Origin of the sequence: Mycobacterium montefiorense, assembly GCF_003112775.1 — a bacterium.
In the GTDB taxonomy this organism is placed as follows: domain Bacteria; phylum Actinomycetota; class Actinomycetes; order Mycobacteriales; family Mycobacteriaceae; genus Mycobacterium; species Mycobacterium montefiorense.
Window position 1 is genome coordinate 1 of sequence record NZ_BFCH01000023.1, and the last position, 22,555, is coordinate 22,555.

The following is a 22,555-nucleotide window of genomic DNA, read 5'->3' on the forward strand; positions in this document are numbered from 1 at the left end:
AACACACCTGCGCCCCACTATCACGCAGAATCGACTCAACCCGCTTCTGCGGATACCCCGGGTCAATCGGAACATACGTAGCGCCCACCCGCAGAATCGCCCAAATACCCACCACCATCTCCACCGAACGCGCCGTCATCAACGCCACCGGTTCCACCGGCCTCACACCCAAATCCAGCAATCGCACCGCCATCGACTCCGCACGCGCATGCAACTGCGCATACGTCAACACCTCATCCCGAAACCGCACCGCCACCCGCCGCGCAAACCTCCCCACACACCCCTCAAACAACCCAAACAACGAACCATCCCTCGGATACACCGACAACTCATAAACACCAAAGCCGCTAACCTGACCCATGCGGTTATCGTAGGAGTCGGGGCACATTTTCTGGCGCTTTTCCGTTGATTTAGTCGGTATTTTCCCAGCAGCGCCAAGCGCTAATGCCTTATCGCCCATCAAATTTCGACGTGGGAGCGTTCAATGCGGCGTGCTATCGATAGTGACTAATCAATTAATTAAAGTGCGGTATGCCGAGATGGCCAGCAAAGAACTGAGCGTTGATCCCGAAGAAGGTACCTTACCTGCGTGGCGATTGCGCTCCGCTTTCAGTCGCTGTCGGCAACGGCTGCGAGATCGACGCGAGTGTCGACCTACCAATCGCATATAGGGCGCCTGATCAAGTGGACGGATCGGTAATACGTTGGTGCACAAACGATTCAACAAGCCGTAAAAGGACGCTTCGTTTGCGAATGCGCTGCGTAACGGGATCAGGCGCGCTACCGAGCGCACTCCGCATGGGCGCGAACTGTAACCGTGGTGTGCCGCACGCGCGGCGGTCTAGTCACGCAGCTCAATGCGCAAGGCCGGCCTGCGGATCGACACTATCGGGGGGGCCACGTCAACATCACCGTGTGGGATCAGCAGTCATTTCCACCAATACCCGCTCGAATCGCTCCATCAGCGCATCGATGCTGGCGGTGTCGAACACGTCGGTGTTGTATTCGATACGTAGGCCCAGTTGGTCTCCCGGTTGAGCTTGCGCCGAAAGCGGGTAGTGGTTGGATTCCCACGCGGTAAACCCCGTGATCGTAAGGTCGTGCTCGCCGGCCAACGCGATGGTGTCGATCGGGTAGTTTTCGTAGACGAAAAGGGTGTCGAACAACCGCTCATGGCCAGTGATGGAGTGGATCTCGGACAGTGCCAGATGCTGGTGCTCAAGGGTATGAGTGTGCGCGCCCTGCAGTTGTTCGAGCAGCTCTGCGGTGGAAGTGGTAGCTGTAATGGTTGCCCGCACCGGCACGGTGTTGATCAACAGGCCCATAAGCGATTCGGCGCCGGCCAGCTCGGCCGGCCGCCCTGAGACGAGGGTGCCGAAGACAACATCGTGCTGGCCGGTCAGCCAGCGCAGCAGCTGCGCGAAGGCACCGTGCAGCACGAGGTTGACGGTGGTTTGACAGGAGCGCGCGAGTTCGCTCACCGCCCGGGTGGTCTGCTCGGTTAGCCGAATCGACGCAACTCCTCGCCGCCCCAACCTCACCCGGCCCGGCGGACCTACCAAGGTGGGTGTGTCGAAACCGGCCAGCACCGTGCTCCACGCCGCGTGCGCACCATCGAGGTCCTGATCCGCCAGCCAGCTAACAAATCTGCGATACGGCATCGCCGCAACCAGTCGCTGCCCGTAGTAGCTGGCGAATATTTCCTTCAGCAAAATCGGCGTCGACCAGCCATCGAGCACGATGTGGTGATTCGTGACCACAAACCGGTACCGGTTGTATCCAGTGCGGATCAGCGCCGCCCGAAAGGCCGGTCCGTCGGACAGGTCACAGACGGCGCCACGTTCAGCAGCGCACACCAGTTGCACCTGCCCATCGACTTCCACGTCGTCGGCGTCCAACTCGACATAGCGCCAGGGCACCACCGGATCGGCCGGGATGATCTGCACTGGCTCGTCGAACTGGTCGCTGAACCGTGCCGCCAGATTCGGATGCCGAGCCGCTACTGTGTGCACTGCCGCACGGAGCCGCTCCCGATCAAGCAGACCGGTCATGGTGATATCCAGCTGCACCGCATACGCAGTGTCGTCGCTAGATAACTTGGTGCAGGCGTGGAAGAACAGCCCCTGCTGCAGGGGTGTCAGCGGCAGCACGTCAGCGATCCGGTATTGCTGCGCAAGCTCGTCGAGCTCCTGCTGGCTCAGTCGGGCAGGCGCGATATCCGAGGGGGTCAACCCGCCCCCACCACTGCGCACATGTGCGCAAATCCCGGCGAGGGCCTCAAACCACAACCGGCTCAGCCGGGCGACCTGCTCTCGATTCAGCGCGGAGGGTGCCCACATCCAGTCGGCATGCAGCCGCGGACCAATCTCAGTGTCGACTGTGCCGGCATTGAGCTCCACAGTGTGCGCCAGCGGAATCGGTATCGCGGCGGCGGCACCAGTCAACGACAAGCCCTCTCGGCTGATCCGCCAGACATCATCGGAGATCTCCGCCGCCGCCGCGCCCAGCCGCCCCAGATAGTTGAACCCGATCGTCGGGTCCGGGCCGGCGAGCTCAGCATCGGCGTTCAGATAGCGCAACAGACCGTAGGTCAACGGCTCCGGGAGGGCGCGCAATTGTTCTTTCGCGTCCTTCACTACCGCTCCTAGCGCCGCCTCACCGGCCACCACATCGGACCAGTCCAGGCCACCAACGGCCAACGCCACCGGATAAATCGCGGTGAACCACCCCACCGTGCGTGACAGATCCACATCGACTGCCAGCTCCTCTTGGCGCCCATGGCTCTCGACGGCGATACCGATCGGCGTCTCGCCAGTCCCCGAGAATTCCGCAAAAGCCAACCCGAACGCGATCAATAAGATGTCTTGCACCCCAGCGTGAAACGCCGTAGGCGCCTCACCGAGCAGCATCCGCGTGGTTTCGATGTCCAGCGACACTGACAAGTGCCCGGCAGTTTGGTGCGTGTCGACCGCGGGTTGCACTGCCTGCATTATCGCCGGCGTCGCCTGGACCTGACGCCACTCCTCGGCTCGCTCGGTCACTTCGGCAGCGCACGCATGCTCGGCCAACAGCGCCGACCACCGAACAAACGACGTGCCCTGCACCGGCAACATCACCGGTTGCCCGCTACTGTGCTGGATCCAGGCAATGTTGAGGTCCTCCAACAGAATCCGCCATGACACCCCGTCGACGGCAAGATGGTGAACGATCAGCACCAACTGACCATTAGGGGGCACCCACAACGCACTCAACATCATCCCCGCGGCCGGATCCAACCGCGACCGCGCGGCAGCCACCGTCTCATCCGACAACCCGTTCACCACCTGAACGCACCGGCGCGCTTCGGTCGCCCCCACCGCGGGCACCTCTAAAATCCAATCCCCGGCGTCATCGGACTCGACGCGCAGCCGCAACATGGCGTGGTGATCCAGCAGTGCCTGCAATACCACCACCACGTCGGCCTCGGTCACGCCAGCCGGGGCCTGCAGCACCACCGTCTGATTGAACTGACCGACACTTGGAGAATCAAAACCCTTCGACCAAAGGATGATTGGGGTGGCCAACAGCGCACCGATACCCTCATCGACAACAGCCGCCTTACCGCCCACCACCTTGGTTACCGAAGCCAGCCGAGCCACCGTCTGCTCCACGAAGATATCGCGCGGCCGACACAGCAATCCGGCAGCACGCGCCCGCGCCACCACCTGCATCGACAGAATGCTGTCCCCACCCAATTCAAAGAAGGAGTCATCGACTCCGACCCGTGGCACACCAAGGACTTGGGCGTAGATGCCGGCCAGTGTCTCCTCGGCGATCGTGCTCGGAGCCCGATACTCACCGGAGGTGTACTCCGGCGCCGGCAGCGCCCGTACGTCGAGTTTGCCGTTCACCGTCAACGGCAATGCCTCGAGCACCACCACCGCAGCCGGAACCATATACCCCGGCAACCGATCAGCCAGCGCGTCGCGGATCGCAGCAGACTCCGCGGTACCGGTGACGTAACCCACCAGACGCTTATCGCCCGGACGGTCCTCACGGGCAACCACTACCGCCTGCTCAACACCCTCCAATTCGTGGAGTACCACCTGTATTTCGCCGAGCTCGATGCGATACCCACGGACCGTGACCTGCTCATCCGCCCGACCCAGATAGTCAAGCTGCCCATCCTCGCCCCAACGCACCAGATCACCAGTCCGATACATCCGCGCCCCCGACGCGCCAAACGGACACGCCACGAAACGCGACCCCGTCAACCCCGCCCGCCCGACATACTCGACACCCACCCCGGCACCAGCCACATACAACTCCCCCACCACACCCACCGGCACCCGAGACAACCACGGATCCAACACAAACAGGCTGAGCTGAGTCAGCGGCATCCCGATCGGGCTCACCGAGCCATCGACATCGCTCGCCCCGATCTCTCGGAACGACGCGTGCACCGTCGTCTCGGTAATGCCATACATATTGATCAGACGTGGTGACCCCGGATGGTTCTGCAGCCATCTCCGGAGTCGCTGCGGCTCCAGAGCTTCTCCACCGAACACCACTGTCTGCAGACTCAAACAACGCTCGGATTCGGCGGACGCCGCATCCACGGTTTGCAACGCATAAAACGCCGACGGAGTTTGACTCAACACCGTGACCTGCTCGGCGATCAGCAGTGCCTGGAACTCCTCGGGCGCACGCGCCACCTCGTCAGGCACCACCACCAACCGCCCACCACCGAGCAACGCACCAAAAATCTCCCACACCGAAAAGTCGAACGCTAACGAATGGAACTGCGACCACACCCCCGCGCACCCGACCTCCTGCTGCAGGGACTTCACCAACTCGGTGACGTTGCGATGAGTAACCGCAACCCCTTTGGGGGTGCCAGTGGTACCCGACGTGTAAATCAAATAGGCGATGTCGTCGGGATGCGGGTATGGCAGTGCGGTACTGGGCTGGGCGTCAATGCGGGGATCGCCGACATCGATAACTTGATCATGGCCATCCAGCCGGTCAACCAGTCCCGGGGTGGTGAGCACTGCGATCGGCGCGGCATCAGTGACCAAGAGCTCGACCCGCGCATCAGGCAAAGCCGGGTCGATGGGCAGATATGCCGCCCCAGACTTCAGCACCGCCAGGACCGCCACAACCGCCTGCGCCGAGCGCGGCAACAGCAACCCAACGCATTCACCCGGGCCCGCGCCGCGTTCGACCAACAGGTGCGCCAACCGGCTCGATGTCTCATCCACCTCCCGGTACGTCATCGACCGACCCTCGAAGCTGACCGCCACCGCCTCCGGAGCAACCGCAGCCTGAGCACCGAATGACTGCGGGATCGACTCCGCCACTGGTACCGGCAGGGTCAATGCGGCTCCGTTGCTGAACTCATCCAGCCGGACACGCTCAACCTCATCAAGCACATCAACCGACGAAAGCGGCCGGGCCGGATCGGCACTCATCGCCAACAACACCCGCTCCAACCGTCTGGCGACATTCCAAACATCAACATTCGGGAAGGTCGCCCTAGGGCCCGCGGTCAGGAGAAAAAGCTGATCGCCGGTGCCGAGAAATAGCAGCACAAAGTCGCCGACGGGAGCGAGATTGGTATACGTCGCCGTCGCCGGAGCATCGCCTAGGTTCAGCGTCAACCTCGAGGGAATGAAGTTGACAACAGCGCGATTCGAGGTCTGACCAAGCTCGTGTAGACCGTTACCACGCTCAAGATCGAGCACCGGATACCGCTGATGCTTCATCAGTTCCCGAAGTCGCCTATCAACATGCCGACTGAAATCGGCAACCGAAGCCTTTGGCGGCGAAGCCAATACCAACGGCACCACCCCGGCAAACATCCCCGGCAGCATCTTTGACTCCGGACGGGTTCGCCTGCTGACCGGGAAGTCAAGCACCACCTCAGATCCTCTACCGCTCAACCCACGCACCATTAATGCGCACACCGCAGTGATCACCGAGATTCGACGAACTCCTAAAGACTTGGACAACTCGTTGATCCGGCGTACCACCGACGGGTCTAACTGAACCGCTGCGGAGGGCGAGTACGGATCCCGTTCTCTGGCGGCCCGAGGCGACCAATAATGCGGTTCGGTCTTCGAGGGAAGGTTGCTCCGCCAATAGGCGTGGTCATCGAGACAGTCGGTGGAGGCCTTGTAATCCGATTCGTAGTCGACCAAATCCTGCAATGATCCAAAATATGGTGCGGGGACCGGCCTTTCAAAGAAAAGCGCAGAGTAGATGGTGGTGATTCGGCGGCACACCAGCGCCATGCCCATCCCATCGATCACGATGTGGTGCCAGCACGCAAACAGATAGAATTCATCGGGTCGCGCCCGAAACAACACAAACTTGAACAGCGGGCCGGTAAACGGCATCGGCGTGCGTCGAATCGACGATGCGAGCTCTTCAGCCTTGCGCTTCGGGTCAGGCGAGCTGCTCAAGTCATAAAATTCGAGCTCCACATCGGGCCAATCGATTGCACGTTGGAAAACCTGACCGTCAAGTTCAAAGAATGCGGCCCTGCTGGGTTCGTCCTCAGCCACTGCTTGGCGGATAGCCTGCCTAAGAAGGTCTTGTTGAATCGTTCCCTCGATTCGCACGAACAGGCCCAATTGCCACTCCGTACCGGCGTGCCCCGTTTCCTGCGAAAGCCATATCCCCTGCTGTCCGCGTGTCAGCGGCAAAGCCCGATGGTCAAGTTCCATCCGAATCCCTAACTCGTCTCGATTACGCATACAAGGTCAGTCGTCCGCGAGCCTTTGCGCGCCATGTCCGTTCGGGCCGCTCTTCTATGCGATTTAGACGCACAGTGGTCCGCCCCAGCAAGGCGGGGATTGCGTACTTAACCACAGCTAGACGATAGGGGTGAATATCGATGACTGTCGGCGAATCAGCCGCAGCGCACAGCAAACTACTGTCGACCAACATGCTCGCGCGATGCACGCACCGGGAATTCGTCGTGGCAGCGATATCGCTTTCTCAACGCACCGCCTTCTGGTGGCCCGAGTTTCCGTATCCGCCAAGCGAGGCTGTCCAAAACCGAAGCCGCCGCACAGGCAAGCCGTGAACACTGCGCGAGAGCGTCAGGCCGTTAGTGCGCGCCGCATCTGGGCGCCCGTATCGAGCACCAGCAGGATCAGGGTGCGCAGGGCGTCGTCGGTTAACGCCGCACCGGGAAAGTTGTAGCGCAGCATCACGTCCGCGGTTTTGGATCCGCTCTTGCCGGAGTTGCGCTGCGCGGCCTTGTCGCCGAGCTTCTCGACCAGCGTCACATTGCCGAAGTTACTGGCGTGCGCCTGCTTGGCGACCTGATCGCTGAGCCTTTTGGTCAGCGGCAGATCCCACGCCACGATCTGGGTGAGCGACACCAGGTCGAGTCCCTCGGCGATGTTCACCACCCGCAACGACGCGAACGTGGCGTCGTGGTGCACCGTCAGCCCTCCATCGGGCTCGTCGTCGACGGGCAGCACTTCGCGAAGGATCGTTCCAAGACGCTCCTGCAGTGATGACATCAGGCACTCCCAAACCGTCGGTTGCGATCCGCATATTCCTCGCAGGCCGCCCACAGGTCGCGACGGTCGTAGTCGGGCCACAGCTTGTCCTGAAAGATGTATTCGGCATACGCCGCTTGCCACAGCATGAAATTACTGGAGCGCTGCTCCCCCGAGGTCCGCAGAAAAAGATCCACGTCGGGGATGTCGGGCCGCTGCAGGTGATGTGCCACCGTCGACTCGGTGATGCGCTCCGGGTTGAGCCGCCCCGCGGCAGCCAAACGAGCGATTTCCTTTGTGGCTTCGGCGATTTCGGCGCGGCCTCCGTAGTTGACGCAGTAGTTGACGGTGATGACGTCGTTGCCCTTCGTCATCTCCTCGGCGATCGCCAATTCATTGATCACGCTGCGCCACAGGCGTGGCCGCGAACCCACCCAGCGGATCTTGACGCCCATCGCCTTGAGGTTGACCCGCCGCATGCGCACCACGTCGCGGTTGAAGCCCATCAGGAAGCGGACCTCCTCGGGGGACCGCTTCCAGTTTTCGGTGGAGAAGGCGTACAGGCTGAGCCACTTGATCCCGATTTCGATTGCCCCGCAGACGACGTCGATGACGACCGCCTCGCCCGCCCGGTGGCCGTCGGTGCGGGTCAGTCCCTGCTGGGTAGCCCAGCGGCCATTGCCGTCCATCACGATCGCCACGTGGTTGGGCATCCGATCCGCCGAAATCCGCGGCGCCACCGCCTTCGAAACGTGCTGCGGTGGCCGGCTTGGGCCGCCGTCGGGCGAGGGCGGTAGTTCGGGAAACGCCACCGGCCACGTCGACCTGTCGGGAAAAGCCGGATAGTCGTCGGGCGCAGCGGGCAATTGTGGGAAGTCGGTGGACTTCAGCTTGCGCTCGTGGTTCTTAGCCACAAGCCTCATCCTGCCCGATCAGCGCTGCGCGCCGGTCGGCGATTGTCCGGTCCACCCGATAATTACGCTCCACCAGCGGCAACGTCTTGAGCTGGCGTTCCAGATGCCATTGCAGGTGGGCGGCCACCAATCCGCTGACATGGTTGCGGTGGGACTGCGGCGTCGCCTCGGCGGCTTCCCAATCGCCATCGTGCAGCGCGGACATCAGTTCCAGCACGCCCAGCGGCGGCGTGGTCGAACCAGCGGGCCGGCAGTGGCCGCAGACGCTGCCCCCGGCGGCGATGTGAAATGCCCGATGCGGACCGGGCGTGGCGCAGCGGGCGCACTCGGTCAGCGCCGGTGCCCAGCCGGCGATGCCCATGGCACGCAGCAGGTAGGCGTCCAGGAGCAGCTCACGGGGCCGGTGGCCGTCGGCCACCGCCCGCAGTGCGCCCACGGTGAGCTGGTGCAGCGACGGGGCGGGCGCCCGCTCCTCACCGGCGAGGCGTTCGGCGGTTTCCAGCATCGCGCACCCGCAGGTGTACCGGCCGTAGTCGCTGACGATGTCGGTGGCGAACGCATCGATCGAGACGACCTGGGTGACGATGTCGAGATTGCGGCCGGGATGCAGCTGCACATCGATGTGCGCGAACGGCTCCAGCCGAGCGCCGAATTTGCTGCGGGTACGACGCACCCCTTTGGCCACCGCGCGGACCAACCCGTGGTCGCGGGTCAGCAGGGTGACGATCCGGTCGGCTTCGCCGAGCTTGTGCTGGCGCAGCACTACCGCTCGGTCTCGATACAGCCGCATCTCAACAGTTTTGCACCCCGCCGCGACATCGCGGGTATCCGCGCCGATAGTCTCGTACCCCGTGATTGGCGCTTCTGGTCCCGTTTCTGGGTCCGCTTACGGATTCCGTGGCACGCGCCTGCCCACGCTCACTGACCTGCTCTATCAGCTGGCCAGCCGCTCGGTGACGTCCGACACATTGGTACGCCGTTCGCTGCACGCGATCGACGCCAGCCAATCCACGCTGAACGCATTCCGGGTGGTGCTGACCGAGTCGGCGCTGGCCGACGCGGCCGAGGCCGACCGGCGCCGCGCCGCCGGTGACACCGCGCCATTGCTGGGCGTCCCGATCGCGGTGAAGGACGACGTCGATGTTGCCGGCGTGCCTACCGCCTTCGGCGCCGACGGCTACGTGCGGCCCGCCGCCCAGGACGCCGAGGTGGTTTGTCGTCTCAAGGCCGCCGGGGCCGTCATCGTCGGCAAGACCAACGCTTGCGAACTGGGTCAGTGGCCGTTCACCAGTGGACCCGGGTTCGGCCACACCCGCAACCCGTGGTCGCGGCGGCACACCCCGGGCGGGTCGTCGGGCGGCAGCGCGGCCGCGGTGGCCGCCGGTCTGGTCACCGCCGCGATCGGCTCCGACGGCGCCGGCAGCGTCCGGATTCCGGCGGCCTGGACACACCTGGTCGGCATCAAGCCACAGCGCGGCCGCATCTCCACCTGGCCGCTGCCGGAGTCGTTCAACGGGATCACCGTCAATGGCGTGCTGGCCCGCACGGTGGCCGACGCGGCGCTGGTGCTCGACGCCGCGTCCGGAAACGTCGCGGGCGACCGGCACAAGCCACCCCCGATCACGGCATCCGACTACGTCAGCATCGCGCCCGGGCCGCTGAACATCGCGCTGTCAACCCGGTTCCCGTACACCTTCTTTCGGGCCAAGCTGCATCCCGAGATTCTGGCCGCGACCCGCGCAGTGGGCAAGCAACTCCAATTACTTGGCCACACAGTCGTTTCCGGCAATCCGGACTACGGCGTGCGGATGGGATGGGATTTTCTGGCCCGCTCGACCGCGGGACTGCGGGAATGGGAGGAGCGGCTGGGCGACGGTGTCGCACTGGACCCCCGCACCCTGTCCAACCTGCGAATGGGACATGTTCTGGGACAGGCGATCCTGCGCAACGCACGCCTGCATGAGGGTGCGCTGCAGCGCCGGGTGGGCTCGATCTTCGACATCGTCGACGTGGTGGTGGCTCCGACCACGGCGCAGCCGCCGCCGCTGGCGCGGTCCTTCGACCGGTTGGGCGGCTTGAGCACCGACCGCGCGATGATCAAGGCGTGCCCGGTGGCGTGGCCGTGGAATCTGTTGGGCTGGCCGTCGATCAACGTGCCGGCGGGGTTCACCGCGGACGGCTTGCCGATCGGTGTGCAGCTGATGGGACCGGCCAACAGCGAAGGCATGCTGATCTCACTGGCCGCCGAGCTGGAGGCCGTCTGCGGCTGGGTGTCCAAGCAGCCGAAGGCGTGGTGGGAGCATGAGCACGGCCAACCACAGGATTGAGACGCGCTAAAAGCCTAGCCGTCCAAGCTGTTTGGGATCACTCTGCCAGTTCTTGGCGACCTTGACCCGCAGGTCGAGATAGACCTTGGTGCCCAGCAACTTCTCGATCTGGCCGCGCGCCACGGTGCCTACTTCGCGCAATCGGGCCCCACCCTTGCCGATGATGATGCCCTTCTGGCTGTCCCGCTCGACATAGAGCAGGGCATACACGTCGATCAGGTCGTCGCGGTCCTCGCGCGGATTGACTTCGTCGATCACCACCGCCAGCGAGTGCGGAAGTTCGTCGCGCACTCCCTCCAGGGCGGCCTCGCGGATCAGCTCGGCCATCAAAATCTCTTCGGGTTCGTCGGTCAGCTCGCCGTCGGGGTAATACGCCGGGCCGAGGGGCAGGGTGGCGGCCAGCACGTCGGTCAGCAGGTCGACCTGGGTGCCGGCGACCGCTGACACCGGGACGATTTCGGCCGAACCGTCGACGAGTTCACTGACCGCGACCAACTGTGCGGCCACGCGGTCTTTGGGCACTTTGTCGATCTTGGTGACGATGACGACGAGGGCGGTCTTGGGTGCGACGGAACGGATCTGCTCGACGATCCAGCGGTCTCCAGGGCCGATCGCCTCGTCGGCCGGGATGCACAGCCCGATGACGTCGACTTCCGAGTAGGTGTCACGGACCAAGTCGTTCAACCGCTTGCCCAGCAGGGTGCGCGGCCGGTGCAACCCCGGGGTGTCGACCAGGATGATCTGAAAGTTCTCTCGGTGCACGATGCCGCGGATGGTGTGCCGAGTGGTCTGCGGGCGCTTCGAGGTGATCGCCACCTTGCTGCCGACCAGCGCGTTGGTCAGCGTCGACTTGCCGGTATTCGGCCGGCCGACCAGACACACGAAGCCCGAACGGAATTCACTCATAACGGCTTGCCGGCGCGGTCGGTGAGGATGATCGCGGCGGTCGGACTGAGCTCGCGGACCGCGGCAATGCCGGCGTCGTCAGCCGATCCTGCCACCAGCGCGGCGGCCTCCAGGCCCGTCGCCCCGCTGCAGACGGCTGCGGCCACCGCCGCTTGCAGTCCGGTCAGCCGCAGCGCCGACAAGTCCACTGGCCCAGCCGCATACGTGCGGCCGTCGACGTCTCGCACCGAGGCCCCGCTGCCGGCCTCCGCACGCGCCATCGCGGCGCGCGCCAGCACCACCAGCTTCTCGTCCTCGGGAGCCAGCTGCTCAGCCATGATGCGTGTCTTCAAACTCGTGGTCCTCCGGTTCGACCGGGCTGAGCAGCACGGTGCCGATCCGCAGCCGGCCGCGATGGTCGGGGCCGCCCTCGGCGCGTAGCCGCAAGCCGTGCGAGACCACCTCGGCGCCGGGCAGCGGAACGCGGCCCAATTCCAGCGCCAGCAGGCCACCCACCGTATCGACGTCGAGGTCGTCGTCGAATTCTACGCCGTAGAGTTCGCCGACATCTTCGATGGCCAACCGCGAGGACACCCGAAAATGCTTGTCGCCCAGGTCTTCTATCAGAGCCGTCTCTTCCTGGTCGTACTCGTCGGCGATCTCACCGACGATCTCCTCCAGCACGTCTTCGATGCTGACCAGGCCGGCAATCGCGCCGTATTCGTCGACTAGCAGCGCCATGTGATTGCGATCGCGCTGCATTTCCCGCAGCAGCGCATCCAACGGCTTGGAGTCCGGCACGAATACGGCCGGGCGCATCACCTGCGACACTTTGGTGTCGCGACCACCGTCGGCCGACAAGAACGCCTGCTGGACAAGGTCTTTGAGATACACCACGCCGACGATGTCGTCGACGTTCTCGCCGATCACCGGAAGGCGGGAGTGCCCGCTGCGCACAGCCAAGTTCGTCGCTTGGCTAGCGAATTTGTCACTCTCGATCCAGATCATCTCGGTCCGCGGCACCATCACCTCACGCGCCGGGGTGTCGCCGAGTTCGAACACCGACTCGATCATCCGGCGCTCGTCGGCGGCCACCACGCCGCGCTGCTGGGCCAGGTCGACAACCTCGCGCAGCTCGATTTCGGATGCGAACGGGCCATTGCGCAAGCCGCGACCCGGCGTGAGCGCATTACCCAGCAGCACCAGCAGCCGGCTGATCGGCATCAACAGCGACGAAATCACCTGCAGCGGAAGGGCTGTCACCAGCGAGATGGAGTACGCATGCTGGCGCCCGAGGGTCCGCGGGCCGACCCCGATGACGACGAAGCTGGTCAGCACCATGATGGTGGCGGCGCCGAACACCGCCCAGTTCAGACCGAAGTTGTCGTACAGGAACACCACCAGCAGCACGGTCGCGGTGACCTCGCAGATCATCCGCAACAGCACCACCAGGTTGATGTAGCGCGGTCGGTCGGCCATCACCTTCGACAGGGCCCGAGCCCCGGGCCGTTCATCGCGCACCAGCTCGGCCACCCGAGCCACCGAGACGGTGCTAATCGCAGCGTCGATCGCCGCGAAAGCCCCGCCCAGACCGATCAACGCGATCGCGAGGAGCAGCTGGAACAAGCCGCTCAATGGTGGGTATGCCTTGGCTCGGCCACGGGCTTGTCTGTTACGTCGCCGCTCTTGTTCCGACGATTGAGCAACCCCGCGATGACGACAACCGCCATCACCAACAGCCCGTACCGCACTCCCCACGGCCACCAAGGCTGGGCAGCCGGCGCAGGCTGAGCGGCGGGCTGGCCTTGATCGCCGTGAACTGCCAGCGTCACCAAGAAGTCGCCATTGTCGGTCGGCCCGAAGCTGGGCAGCGACTGGGTCTTGGTCACCCGGATCTGCACGCCGTCGGCGGGATCGGTGACCTGACCCCAGGCCAAGGTCGAGTCGTCGAGCAGGAAGGAGTCCTGGCTACCCGCGGGCTCGCTATCGTCGTGCCCCACCACCGCCACCTGGCCGATTTGCACGCTCTGGTTGACGGCGGGGATATCGGCCATGACGCTCTGGTACAGCGTCGAAGGCGTCGGCGCCACGTAGTCCGGCGGCGGGGGGCCCGTGAAGTTGTCAGGCGGCACGAAGGCGCCGCCGTAGAAGCTGCCCGATGCCAGATAGCTATCGCCGACCGCGGTGAACGCGACCAGGCCAACGGTGCCGGCATCGAGCACGATGCGGCCACCGGCCGGCAGGTACGCCTCACGGGACCCACCGTCGTAGGTGTAGCGGAAGGTCATCGCCTGACCGAGCGGGTTGTACAGGATCGGACGGTGATACTCGTCGTAGTCGACGTAGTCCCAGTGCCGGGGACGGACCAGCGCCTTGTTATCGGCCTTGACCAGCTCGATGTTGTCGCTGTGGAGGCTGACGACGTTCTGCACCTGCTGGTTGAAGTCCGCCTGGGTCGGCGGCTTCGGTGGATCGGCGGGATTGAGCCGGGCGGCCGGTGCGACCTTGGCGGCCGCGATCGCCTGCGGTGGCGCCTCGAGCTTCTTCGGCGGTGACAACACGGCGACGTTTCTTGGTGCCCCCGGGGACGGCGGACTGATCTTCGGAGTTTGCACCGGCACCGGCGCCGGACGTGTAGAAGTCGGCGGCGGCAAGGGCGGAGGCTCCGGAATGTAGACCGGGACGGTGCTCGAGGGCGCCGGGGCCGGCCGGGGCGCGGGCGCGTTGCACACGTTCGCGGTGTGATAGGCCTGCACATAAAACAGACAGTGCTGGCAGGACACGGGGTTTGACCCCTCGCCAGCGCACGGAGACGCCTGTGCCACACCAGGCATACTGACCAGCAGCGCCGACGGCGCCAAAACCATGGCGGCCGAGACCGCGATCCAGAATGCTCTCTTCAAAATGCTCAATTGTCGAAATACCTTGACTTGTCCAGCAACCGGCGGTCTTTCTCGTCTTGCCGGTCGTAGTGGTACGCCTCGACCTGTTCGGCTACCCACTCTTCGAGAAGTCGCCCCTGTAGAGCGAACATCTCCTTCTCCTCATCGTGCTCGGCGTGGTCATAGCCGAGCAGGTGCAGCACGCCGTGAATTGTCAGCAGCGCCAATTCATGTCCGAGGCTGTGACCTGCCGCGGCAGCCTGCTCGGCCGCGAACTCCGGACACAACACAATGTCACCCAGCATCGACGGCCCCGGCTCGGGGGCGTCCGGACGGCCACCGGGCTCGAGCTCGTCCATCGGGAAACTCATCACGTCGGTCGGGCCCGGCAGGTCCATCCAGCGCATGTGCAAGTCAGCCATCGCGGCGGTGTCCAACAGCACCATCGACAGCTCGGCGCCCGGATTGACGTCCATTTTCGCGATGACGAACCGCCCGACGCTCACCAATTCCGCTTCCGAGACGTCGATGCCCGATTCGTTGCTCACTTCAATAGTCATGGGCTGCTCACCGCACCATCATCGGTGACTCCGGGTTCCGGATGCCCGCCGAGCAGCCCGATTCATCCCGGAGTCCGAGTCCTCGTGGCGGGCGTAGGCATCGACGATCTCGGAGACCAGCCGGTGGCGGACCACATCCGCGCTGGTCAACTCCGCAACGTGGATGTCGTCGATGTTGTCCAGGATGTCGACTGCGGCCCGCAGACCCGACCGTGCGCCGCCCGGCAGGTCGATTTGAGTGATATCGCCGGTGACGACGATCTTCGACCCGAAGCCCAGCCGGGTGAGGAACATCTTCATCTGCTCGGGCGTGGTGTTCTGCGCCTCGTCCAGGACGATGAAGGCGTCGTTAAGCGTCCTACCCCGCATATATGCGAGCGGCGCCACCTCGATCACCCCAGCCGACATCAGCTTGGGGATCAGTTCGGGGTCCATCATGTCGTAGAGCGCGTCATACAGCGGCCGCAGATACGGGTCGATCTTCTCGCTCAACGTGCCCGGCAGAAAACCAAGACGCTCACCGGCTTCCACGGCCGGACGGGTCAAGATGATGCGAGTGACCTTTTTGGACTGCAACGCGTTGACCGCCTTGGCCATGGCGAGATAGGTCTTGCCGGTGCCGGCGGGCCCGATGCCGAACACGACGGTGTGGGCGTCGATGGCGTCAACGTAGCGCTTCTGGTTCAGCGTCTTGGGCCGGATCGTCTTGCCGCGGCGCGACAGGATGTCCAGCGTGAGCACCTCGGCCGGTGACTCGTTGCCGGTACCGACCAGCATGGCGACGCTGTGGCGCACCACCTCGGGCGTCAACGGCTGGCCGTTGGCCACGATTGCGACCAGCTCGGAGAGCACCCGCTCGGCCAGCGCGACGTCGGCCGGTTCGCCCGACAGCGTGACGGCGTTGCCGCGAACATGCAGGTCGGCGGCGAGTATCCGTTCGAGGGCGCGCAAATTCTCGTCTGCCGAACCCAGCAAGCCCACGACGAGATCAGGAGGAATGTCGATGCTGCTGCGAACCTGAGCGTCGGCCTGCAGGGCCCTAGCTGCGTCAACAGCGTTGGTCTCGCGTGGCGTCACGTGGTTTCCGGTGCCTGCCTTCTCGGCTCGTCAGGGTAGTTCGGGATGCCTTAGTCTACGCCGAGGGCTCCGCCTGGTCAGCCGCGAGCGGCCCGGGCGGCCCGACCTCGGCGGTTTGCTCCCATCGCGGGGTCAACACGCCGAGGGCGCCCAGGGCCACCGCGGCGGCCGTCGAGGTCCGCAGTACCTGCGGGCCCAGCCGTACCGCGACCGCTCCCGCGTCGGTCAACTCGGCCAGCTCATCGGGCGCGATGCCTCCTTCGGGACCGACCACCAGGAACAGCGCGCTCACCTGCGCCACCGCAACATCCGCGATCCGATCGCTCGCCGATTCGTGCAACACCAAGACCGCCGCGCCCGCGGCCACTTCGGCGCGGATCCGCTGGGTGAGCGCCGAAGTGGACAACACGGCGTCAACCGGCGGGATGTGCGCCCACCGCGATTGCCGGGCCGCCGAGCGGACCACGGCACGCCAGCGGCGCAGACCCTTCTCGGCGCGGGCACCCTGCCAGCTGGCCACGCATCGGGCCGCCTGCCAGGGCACAAACGCGTTGGCCCCGGCCTCGGTGGCTAATTCGATCGCCAACTCCGAACGCTCCGACTTGGGCAGCGCCTGCACCACCGTCACCCGCGGCTTGCCAGGATCGACGCTCCAGCGGTTCAGCACCCGGGCTCGTAATCCGTCCCGGCCGGACTGCTCGACCACGCAGCGGGCCAGGCCGCCGGCGCCGTCGCCGAGCACCAATTCCTCGCCGGACCGGATCCGGCGCACCGTCGCGGCGTGAAATCCCTCCTCGCCGTCGACGACGGCCAGTCCACCGGTGTCGGGCAGTGCTTTGACGTAGAACAGCGTCGCCACCATGTGCAGGGGCCCCTCAGGAGTTGCGTCAGCGCCCGGTGAAGGTCTCGCGCAGCCGGCTGAACAGCCCACCACCGCTGTGCGTCGAGCGCACCTCGGGCACGTCGCGGGTGCGGCGATTCTTCAGCTCGCGCAACAGGTCGCTGTCGTGGTTGTCCAGCCGGGTGGGAACCACCACCTCGACGTGGACGTGCAGGTTGCCGCGGGTGGCCGCGCGCAGCTGCGGCATGCCGTGGCCGCGTAGCGCGATGATCGCACCCGGTTGCGTGCCAGGCGGAATGATGATCTCGCTCATGCCGTCGAGGATGGCCTCGACGCTGAGCGTGGCGCCCAGCGCCGCGTCGACCATCGGTACCGACACCGTGCAGTGCAGGTCGTCGCCGTCGCGGACGAAGATGTCATGGGCCTGCTCATGGACCTCGACGTACAGGTCGCCGGCCGGCCCTCCCCCGGGCCCGACCTCACCCTGAGCGGCCAGCCGGACCCGCATGCCGTCGCCGACACCGGCGGGAATCTTGACGCTGATCTCCCGGCGAGCCCGCACCCGGCCGTCGCCCACGCACTGATGGCAGGGGTCCGGAATGACCACGCCGACGCCGCGGCAGGTGGGGCACGGGCGCGACGTCACCATCTGGCCCAGCAGCGAGCGCTGCACCGTCTGCACCTCACCGCGGCCGCCGCAGGTGTCGCACGGAATCGGCGCGGAATCGCCGTTGGTGCCCTTGCCCTGGCAGCGGTCGCACAACACCGCGGTGTCGACGGTGACCTGCTTGGTCACCCCGGTCGCGCACTCCTCGAGATCCAGCCGCATCCGCAGCAACGAGTCCGAGCCCGGCCGAACCCGGCCGATCGGACCGCGGGATGTCCCGCCACCGCTGAAGCCGCCGCCGAAGAAGGCCTCGAACACATCACCGAGACCGCCGAATCCGCCGAATCCGCCGGCCCCGGCGGCCGCGTTTTCCAGTGGGTCGCCACCCAGGTCGACGATCCGGCGTTTCTCGGGATCGCTCAGCACCTCGTAGGCCGCGCTGATCTCCTTGAACTTCGCCTGCGCGGCCTCATCGGGGTTGATGTCGGGGTGCAGTTCGCGCGCTAGCTTCCGGTACGCGCGCTTGATCTCCGCATCGCCGGCGTTTCTGCTCACGCCAAGCAGCCCGTAATAATCGCGTGCCACGCCTGACCTTTCTGGGCCCTTTTAAGGCCGCGTTACTACGTGTGTCCACAAACCCTAAGGGTGCACGTTCATCGAGCACCCAGGACTTCGCCAATATAAAGAGCAACCGCGGCCACGCTGGCGATAGTTCCCGGATAGTCCATGCGGGTGGGTCCCAACACACCCATACCGCCGTACACGGTGTCCATCGTGCCGTACACGGTAGACACCATCGAGGTGCCCGCCATTTGCTCGGCCTCCGTCTCATGGCCGATGCGCACCGTCACCTTGCCGGATTCCTGCTGGTGCGCCAGCAATCGCAGCACCACCACCTGCTCCTCGAGCGCCTCCAGGATGGAGCGCAGCGAACCGCCGAAGTCCGCGGCATTGCGGGTCAGGTTCGCGGTGCCGCCCATCACCAGCCGCTCCTCGGTGTGTTCGACCAGCGACTCCAGCAGCACCGTGGCCGAACGGCCGACCGCGTCGCCCAGCCCGCCGGTGCCGCCCAACTGCTGAGCCAGCTCGGCCACCGCGACCGAGGCCGCCGAGAGCTTCTTGCCTTCCAGGGCCTGGCCGAGGATCTCCCGCAGCTGGGAGAGCTGATGATCGTCGACGACGTCGCCGAGCTCGACGATGCGCTGATCCACCCGCCTGGACGACGTGATGATCACCATCAGCAGCCGCGCCGGCGTCAGCGCGATGACTTCCAGGTGGCGAACCGTCGACGTCGACAACGTCGGGTACTGCACCACTGCCACCTGACGGGTCAGCTGAGCCAGCAGCCGCACCGCCCGTCGCAACACGTCGTCGAGGTCCACGCCGGATTCCAGGAAGCTTTGGATCGCCCGTCGCTCCGCCGACGACAGCGGCTTGACGTCGTCGATCCGGTCCACGAACTCGCGGTAGCCCTTCTCGGTGGGTACTCGCCCGGAGCTGGTGTGCGGCTGGGTGATGTAGCCCTCGGCCTCCAGTACCGCCATGTCGTTGCGGATGGTGGCGCTGGACACCCCGAGGTTGTGCCGCTCGACGAGCGACTTCGAACCGATGGGCTCCTTACTGGAGACGAAGTCGGCGACGATGGCGCGCAGCACCTCGAAGCGACGGTCGTCAGCACTGCCCATCAGTTGCCACCTCCTTGATTGCGTTCATTTTACGGTCTCACGGCGCGCTGACCTCCGTACGTGAGCGTCCGCCGCGCGCTGCCGATAAGTTTGCGGCTAGCCTGTCCAGCATGTATCCGTCGGGCCTCGACGACGCATCGGAGACGATCCGCCAATGATTTTCAAGGGCGTACGAGACGGCAAGCCCTATCCGGAACATGGACTGTCCTACCGGGACTGGTCCCAGATACCGCCGCAGCAGATCCGGCTCGATGAGTTGGTCACCACGACCACGGTGCTGGCCCTGGACCGGCTGCTCTCGGAAGACTCCACCTTCTACGGCGATCTTTTCCCGCACGCGGTCCGATGGCGGGGCATCATCTACCTCGAGGACGGCCTGCACCGCGCGGTGCGCGCCGCGCTGCGAAATCGCACCGTGTTCCATGCCCGGGTTTACGACATGGATATACCGCTGAGCCAGCAGACCCAGGGATCCGGTTCGACTTTCGGGCATTAGCCGGTCACGTTTGCGCGTTGCGGGGTGTCGACGTAGTGAGGGCCAACGAGGGTCCGCACCGCGACTATTCGGGAGGTTCGCCATGTCCCGGCTTCAGGGAGTCTCTGACCACGACGCCAGCCTGGGCGCCAGGATCGCGTTCTTCTTCACCAAACGCAAGCTCGCACAGATGGCCGGCCTCGAAACGGTCGGGATGCTCGAACCGCTGCGGATGTATGCCCACGTCCCCAAGTTGCTCAGCGCCTACGGCAGGCTCGAGCAGGCCGAATCGAAGCTGGACATCCTGCGCCCGCGGCACCGCGCGCTGGCCGAGCTGAAGGCGGCGACGACGGTGCGCTGCGAGTACTGCATCGACCTCGGCTCGCAGATCGCGCGGCAATGGGGAATCACCGACGAAGAACTGCTGGCCATGTCTGGACCCGACTACCGCAATGCCCCGTGCTTTTCCGAGGTCGACAAGCTGATCCTGGAGTACGCCACCGCGATGAGCCGCACCCCGGTCGAGGTGACCGACGAGCTGTTCGACGCGCTGCGCGCCCACTTCGACACGCCGCAGCTGGTCGCCCTCACCCACGTCATCAACCTGGGCAACATGCGCGCCCGATTCAACCTCGCGCTCGGCATCGGGTCGTCCGGCTTCTCCGGTGACCGGGTGTGCGCCCTCCCCGACACCGGCCGCGTGTGACAGTGCAGGCGTCTTTGACGACCCGGTTCGAGGCGGCCCGGCCACAGCTGGGCGCCATCGCCTATCGCATGCTGGGCTCGATTGACGACGCGCAGGACGCCGTGCAGGAAGCCTGGCTGCGGCTGAACCGCAACTCCGGCGAGGGCATCGTCAACCTCGACGCCTGGCTGACCACGGTGGTGGCCCGCATCTGCCTGAACACCTTGCGCGACCGCCACGCGCGTCATGCCGAGGAACCGGTCGCCCAGCTGCCGGACCCGATCGTGGACGTAGCAGGCGAGTTCGACCCCGAACACCGCGCGATGCTCGCCGACGCGGTAGGGCTGGCGCTGTTCGTGGTGCTGGACACCTTGCCGCCGGCGGAGCGGCTGGCATTCGTCCTGCACGACGTGTTCACCGTCCCGTTCGACCAGATCGCGCCAATCGTCGAACGGAGCCCCGAAGCGACCCGCAAGCTGGCCAGCCGCGCGCGCCGACGCATCCAGCAGGCGGACCCGCTGCCCGACGCCGACATCGCCGCGCAGCGCGAGGCCGTCGACGCGTTCTTCGCCGCCGGACGCTCCGGTGACTTCGACCGGCTGGTGTCGGTGTTGCATCCCGGCGTGGTGTTGCGCGGCGACTTCGGCTCCGGCGCAGGGCTATTCCGCGCCGAGGGTGCGCCATCGGTGGCCAAGCTGGCCCGCGGCTACGCAGGCCCCGAGCGTGAAGTCCGCGCCGCGATCGTCAACGGCGCGGCGGGCGCGGTTGTGTTCGTCGCCGGCCAACCCGTCTCGATCATGGCGTTCGTGGTGCGCGACGGCCGAGTCGCCGCGATCGACGTCCTGGCCGACGCGGAGCGAATCGCCAAGCTCGACCTGAGAGCCGTGTCCGGCTAGTTCGTCGCGGACGCTGCCTGCAGCAACGCCAGCGCGGCGTCGTGTTGCAGCACCCAGTTGCCGCCCTGTTGGACGAACACCAGTTGCTTGTTGACCGGCCCGGCGAACTTCGGACCCGCGATGGCCACCTGGGCGGCGGCCACATTCGGCCCGTTCGGCACGATGTTCGTCACCGTGAAGGTCTCCGGGAAGTTGCCGTTCCGGTAGGCCTTACGCAGGTCGTGGTCGGCAACGTGGCCCTCGTCGGGATTGATGCCGTTTTCGACCAGGCCGACCTTGGTGGAGTAGCCCACGCCTGGGTCGGTGGCCTGGATGCACAGATTGCTCAACTGTTCCGCCGTCGGCAGGCCCGGCCCCACCGGCGCAGGCGCGGGAGGCGGCGGCGGATCCTGCGGCAACGGCGCGCCGACCGTGGTCAGCTGCACCGCAGACCCCGGCGGCACGACGGATGCGATGCCGGCGGTCGCGCCGCCGATGACGGCCAGCGCCGCCACGCTCATAGCTACGGATTTCACGATTCCCCCTTCAGAGGCCCGTTGAGACCAACCTGCCAACGTGACGGATGTTACTTACTGTCCAGCCGCTTGCAGCAGCTCCATCGCCGAGGCGCGCGACAACATCCAGCTGCCCTGGTTGACGAACGTGACATTCTGCGTGACCGGGTTCGGCAGCTTCGGGCCCGACACCGCGACGTCCGCCGTTACCGAACCTGCGGCGCTTGGCTGGATATTGGTGATGTTGAACGACAACGGCAGGTCGCCGTTCTTGGCCGCCTTCTGCAACTTGTGGTCCGCGATGTGTGCCGCGGTCCCGCTGATCCCGCCTTCGACCAAATTGCCCTTGCTGGTGAACGACACGTTGGGGTCGGCGAGGCTGTTGAGCAGCCCGGTCAGCTGGTCCGCCGTCGGAACGCCGGCATCGAGAGCCGGGGCGGGCGGCGCCGGATCCTGCGGCAACGGTGCGCCAACCGCGGCCAGCTGCACCTGGGCGGCACTGTCGGCCGGGATGGACGCGATTGAGGTGACGCCGATAGCTGCGGCGCCGAGAGCGCCCAGGGCTGCCACACCGGTGGCAATAGCTTTCACGGATTTCATGATTCCCCCTTCGAAGTGCAGCGTCGTGACGGAATGTCACCCACACCAGCACCTGGTGTAGATGGTGTGGTTGTGCACCTTGGGACAGATGCTACGCGGGATCGCACTGACTAATCTGTGCGCAACCTGTGTAG

20 protein-coding genes are annotated in these 22,555 nt (G+C 65.4%); 4 read left to right on the forward strand and 16 right to left on the reverse strand.

Annotated features, from left to right (window positions below):
* The 5 genes from DB708_RS21035 to recO all read right to left on the reverse strand — a co-directional run.
* Positions 1–460 (reverse strand): AMP-binding protein (locus tag DB708_RS21035; RefSeq protein ID WP_235616873.1); only part of this gene is annotated, 460 nt, incomplete at its 3' end.
* A 448-nt stretch (positions 461–908) separates the two neighbouring features.
* Positions 909–6,707 (reverse strand): non-ribosomal peptide synthetase, encoded by a 5,799-nt coding sequence (locus tag DB708_RS21040; protein ID WP_165839884.1) that lies wholly within the window; start codon positions 6,705–6,707, stop codon positions 909–911.
* A 378-nt stretch (positions 6,708–7,085) separates the two neighbouring features.
* On the reverse strand, positions 7,086–7,514 hold the full coding sequence (locus DB708_RS21045; protein ID WP_108925343.1) for a hypothetical protein: 429 nt from the start codon (positions 7,512–7,514) through the stop codon (positions 7,086–7,088).
* Positions 7,514–8,407 (reverse strand): decaprenyl diphosphate synthase, encoded by an 894-nt coding sequence (locus DB708_RS21050; protein ID WP_235616874.1) that lies wholly within the window; start codon positions 8,405–8,407, stop codon positions 7,514–7,516. Before DB708_RS21050 ends, DB708_RS21045 begins: the two co-directional genes overlap by 1 nt.
* Positions 8,400–9,197: a DNA repair protein RecO gene (recO, locus tag DB708_RS21055; protein WP_108925346.1), complete on the reverse strand. Its 798-nt coding sequence runs from the start codon at positions 9,195–9,197 to the stop codon at positions 8,400–8,402. The genes DB708_RS21050 and recO overlap by 8 nt, the downstream gene beginning before the upstream one ends.
* A 61-nt stretch (positions 9,198–9,258) precedes the next feature.
* Here recO and DB708_RS21060 point away from each other — a divergent pair, with 61 nt between their 5' ends.
* A complete protein-coding gene (locus DB708_RS21060) occupies positions 9,259–10,734 on the forward strand; it encodes an amidase (protein ID WP_108925348.1) in 1,476 nt (491 codons plus the stop codon).
* A 6-nt stretch (positions 10,735–10,740) separates the two neighbouring features.
* Here the strand turns inward: DB708_RS21060 and era are convergent, their stop codons facing one another.
* The 9 genes from era to hrcA form a co-directional block, all read right to left on the reverse strand.
* The gene (gene era / locus DB708_RS21065) at positions 10,741–11,640 is read right to left on the reverse strand and encodes a GTPase Era (RefSeq protein WP_108925349.1); all 900 of its coding nucleotides are present in this window, start codon (positions 11,638–11,640) and stop codon (positions 10,741–10,743) included.
* Complete coding sequence (locus DB708_RS21070) at positions 11,637–11,957, reverse strand: cytidine deaminase (RefSeq protein WP_108925351.1); 321 nt, start codon at positions 11,955–11,957, stop codon at positions 11,637–11,639. The genes era and DB708_RS21070 overlap by 4 nt, the downstream gene beginning before the upstream one ends.
* Positions 11,950–13,254 (reverse strand): hemolysin family protein, encoded by a 1,305-nt coding sequence (locus tag DB708_RS21075; RefSeq protein WP_108925353.1) that lies wholly within the window; start codon positions 13,252–13,254, stop codon positions 11,950–11,952. Before DB708_RS21075 ends, DB708_RS21070 begins: the two co-directional genes overlap by 8 nt.
* Entirely contained in the window at positions 13,251–14,486 is a 1,236-nt protein-coding gene (locus DB708_RS21080; RefSeq protein ID WP_108925507.1) for a hypothetical protein, read from the reverse strand. Before DB708_RS21080 ends, DB708_RS21075 begins: the two co-directional genes overlap by 4 nt.
* Positions 14,487–14,527: 41 nt before the next feature.
* Entirely contained in the window at positions 14,528–15,061 is a 534-nt protein-coding gene (gene ybeY, locus DB708_RS21085; protein ID WP_108925355.1) for an rRNA maturation RNase YbeY, read from the reverse strand.
* A gap of 18 nt (positions 15,062–15,079) precedes the next feature.
* Positions 15,080–16,138, reverse strand: coding sequence for a PhoH family protein (locus DB708_RS21090; RefSeq protein ID WP_108925357.1), 1,059 nt, complete (start codon positions 16,136–16,138; stop codon positions 15,080–15,082).
* A gap of 55 nt (positions 16,139–16,193) precedes the next feature.
* The gene (locus tag DB708_RS21095) at positions 16,194–17,000 is read right to left on the reverse strand and encodes a 16S rRNA (uracil(1498)-N(3))-methyltransferase (protein ID WP_108925358.1); all 807 of its coding nucleotides are present in this window, start codon (positions 16,998–17,000) and stop codon (positions 16,194–16,196) included.
* 25 nt (positions 17,001–17,025) lie between these two features.
* On the reverse strand, positions 17,026–18,171 hold the full coding sequence (gene dnaJ, locus DB708_RS21100; RefSeq protein ID WP_108925360.1) for a molecular chaperone DnaJ: 1,146 nt from the start codon (positions 18,169–18,171) through the stop codon (positions 17,026–17,028).
* A gap of 68 nt (positions 18,172–18,239) precedes the next feature.
* A complete protein-coding gene (hrcA, locus tag DB708_RS21105; RefSeq protein WP_108925362.1) occupies positions 18,240–19,271 on the reverse strand; it encodes a heat-inducible transcriptional repressor HrcA in 1,032 nt (343 codons plus the stop codon).
* Positions 19,272–19,425: 154 nt separating this feature from the next.
* Between hrcA and DB708_RS21110 the strand changes: the two genes are divergently transcribed.
* The 3 genes from DB708_RS21110 (at position 19,426) to DB708_RS21120 (ending at position 21,327) form a co-directional block, all read left to right on the forward strand.
* Complete coding sequence (locus tag DB708_RS21110; protein WP_108925364.1) at positions 19,426–19,767, forward strand: type II toxin-antitoxin system VapB family antitoxin; 342 nt, start codon at positions 19,426–19,428, stop codon at positions 19,765–19,767.
* A gap of 82 nt (positions 19,768–19,849) precedes the next feature.
* Positions 19,850–20,452, forward strand: coding sequence for a carboxymuconolactone decarboxylase family protein (locus tag DB708_RS21115; protein WP_108925365.1), 603 nt, complete (start codon positions 19,850–19,852; stop codon positions 20,450–20,452).
* Positions 20,449–21,327, forward strand: coding sequence for a sigma-70 family RNA polymerase sigma factor (locus tag DB708_RS21120; RefSeq protein WP_108925367.1), 879 nt, complete (start codon positions 20,449–20,451; stop codon positions 21,325–21,327). Before DB708_RS21115 ends, DB708_RS21120 begins: the two co-directional genes overlap by 4 nt.
* Here the strand turns inward: DB708_RS21120 and DB708_RS21125 are convergent.
* Both DB708_RS21125 and DB708_RS21130 read right to left on the reverse strand, forming a co-directional pair.
* A complete protein-coding gene (locus DB708_RS21125) occupies positions 21,324–21,827 on the reverse strand; it encodes a hypothetical protein (protein WP_108925369.1) in 504 nt (167 codons plus the stop codon). The genes DB708_RS21120 and DB708_RS21125 overlap by 4 nt on opposite strands.
* 69 nt (positions 21,828–21,896) lie before the next feature.
* Positions 21,897–22,421 (reverse strand): hypothetical protein, encoded by a 525-nt coding sequence (locus DB708_RS21130; RefSeq protein ID WP_108925371.1) that lies wholly within the window; start codon positions 22,419–22,421, stop codon positions 21,897–21,899.
* Positions 22,422–22,555: the final 134 nt, after the last annotated feature.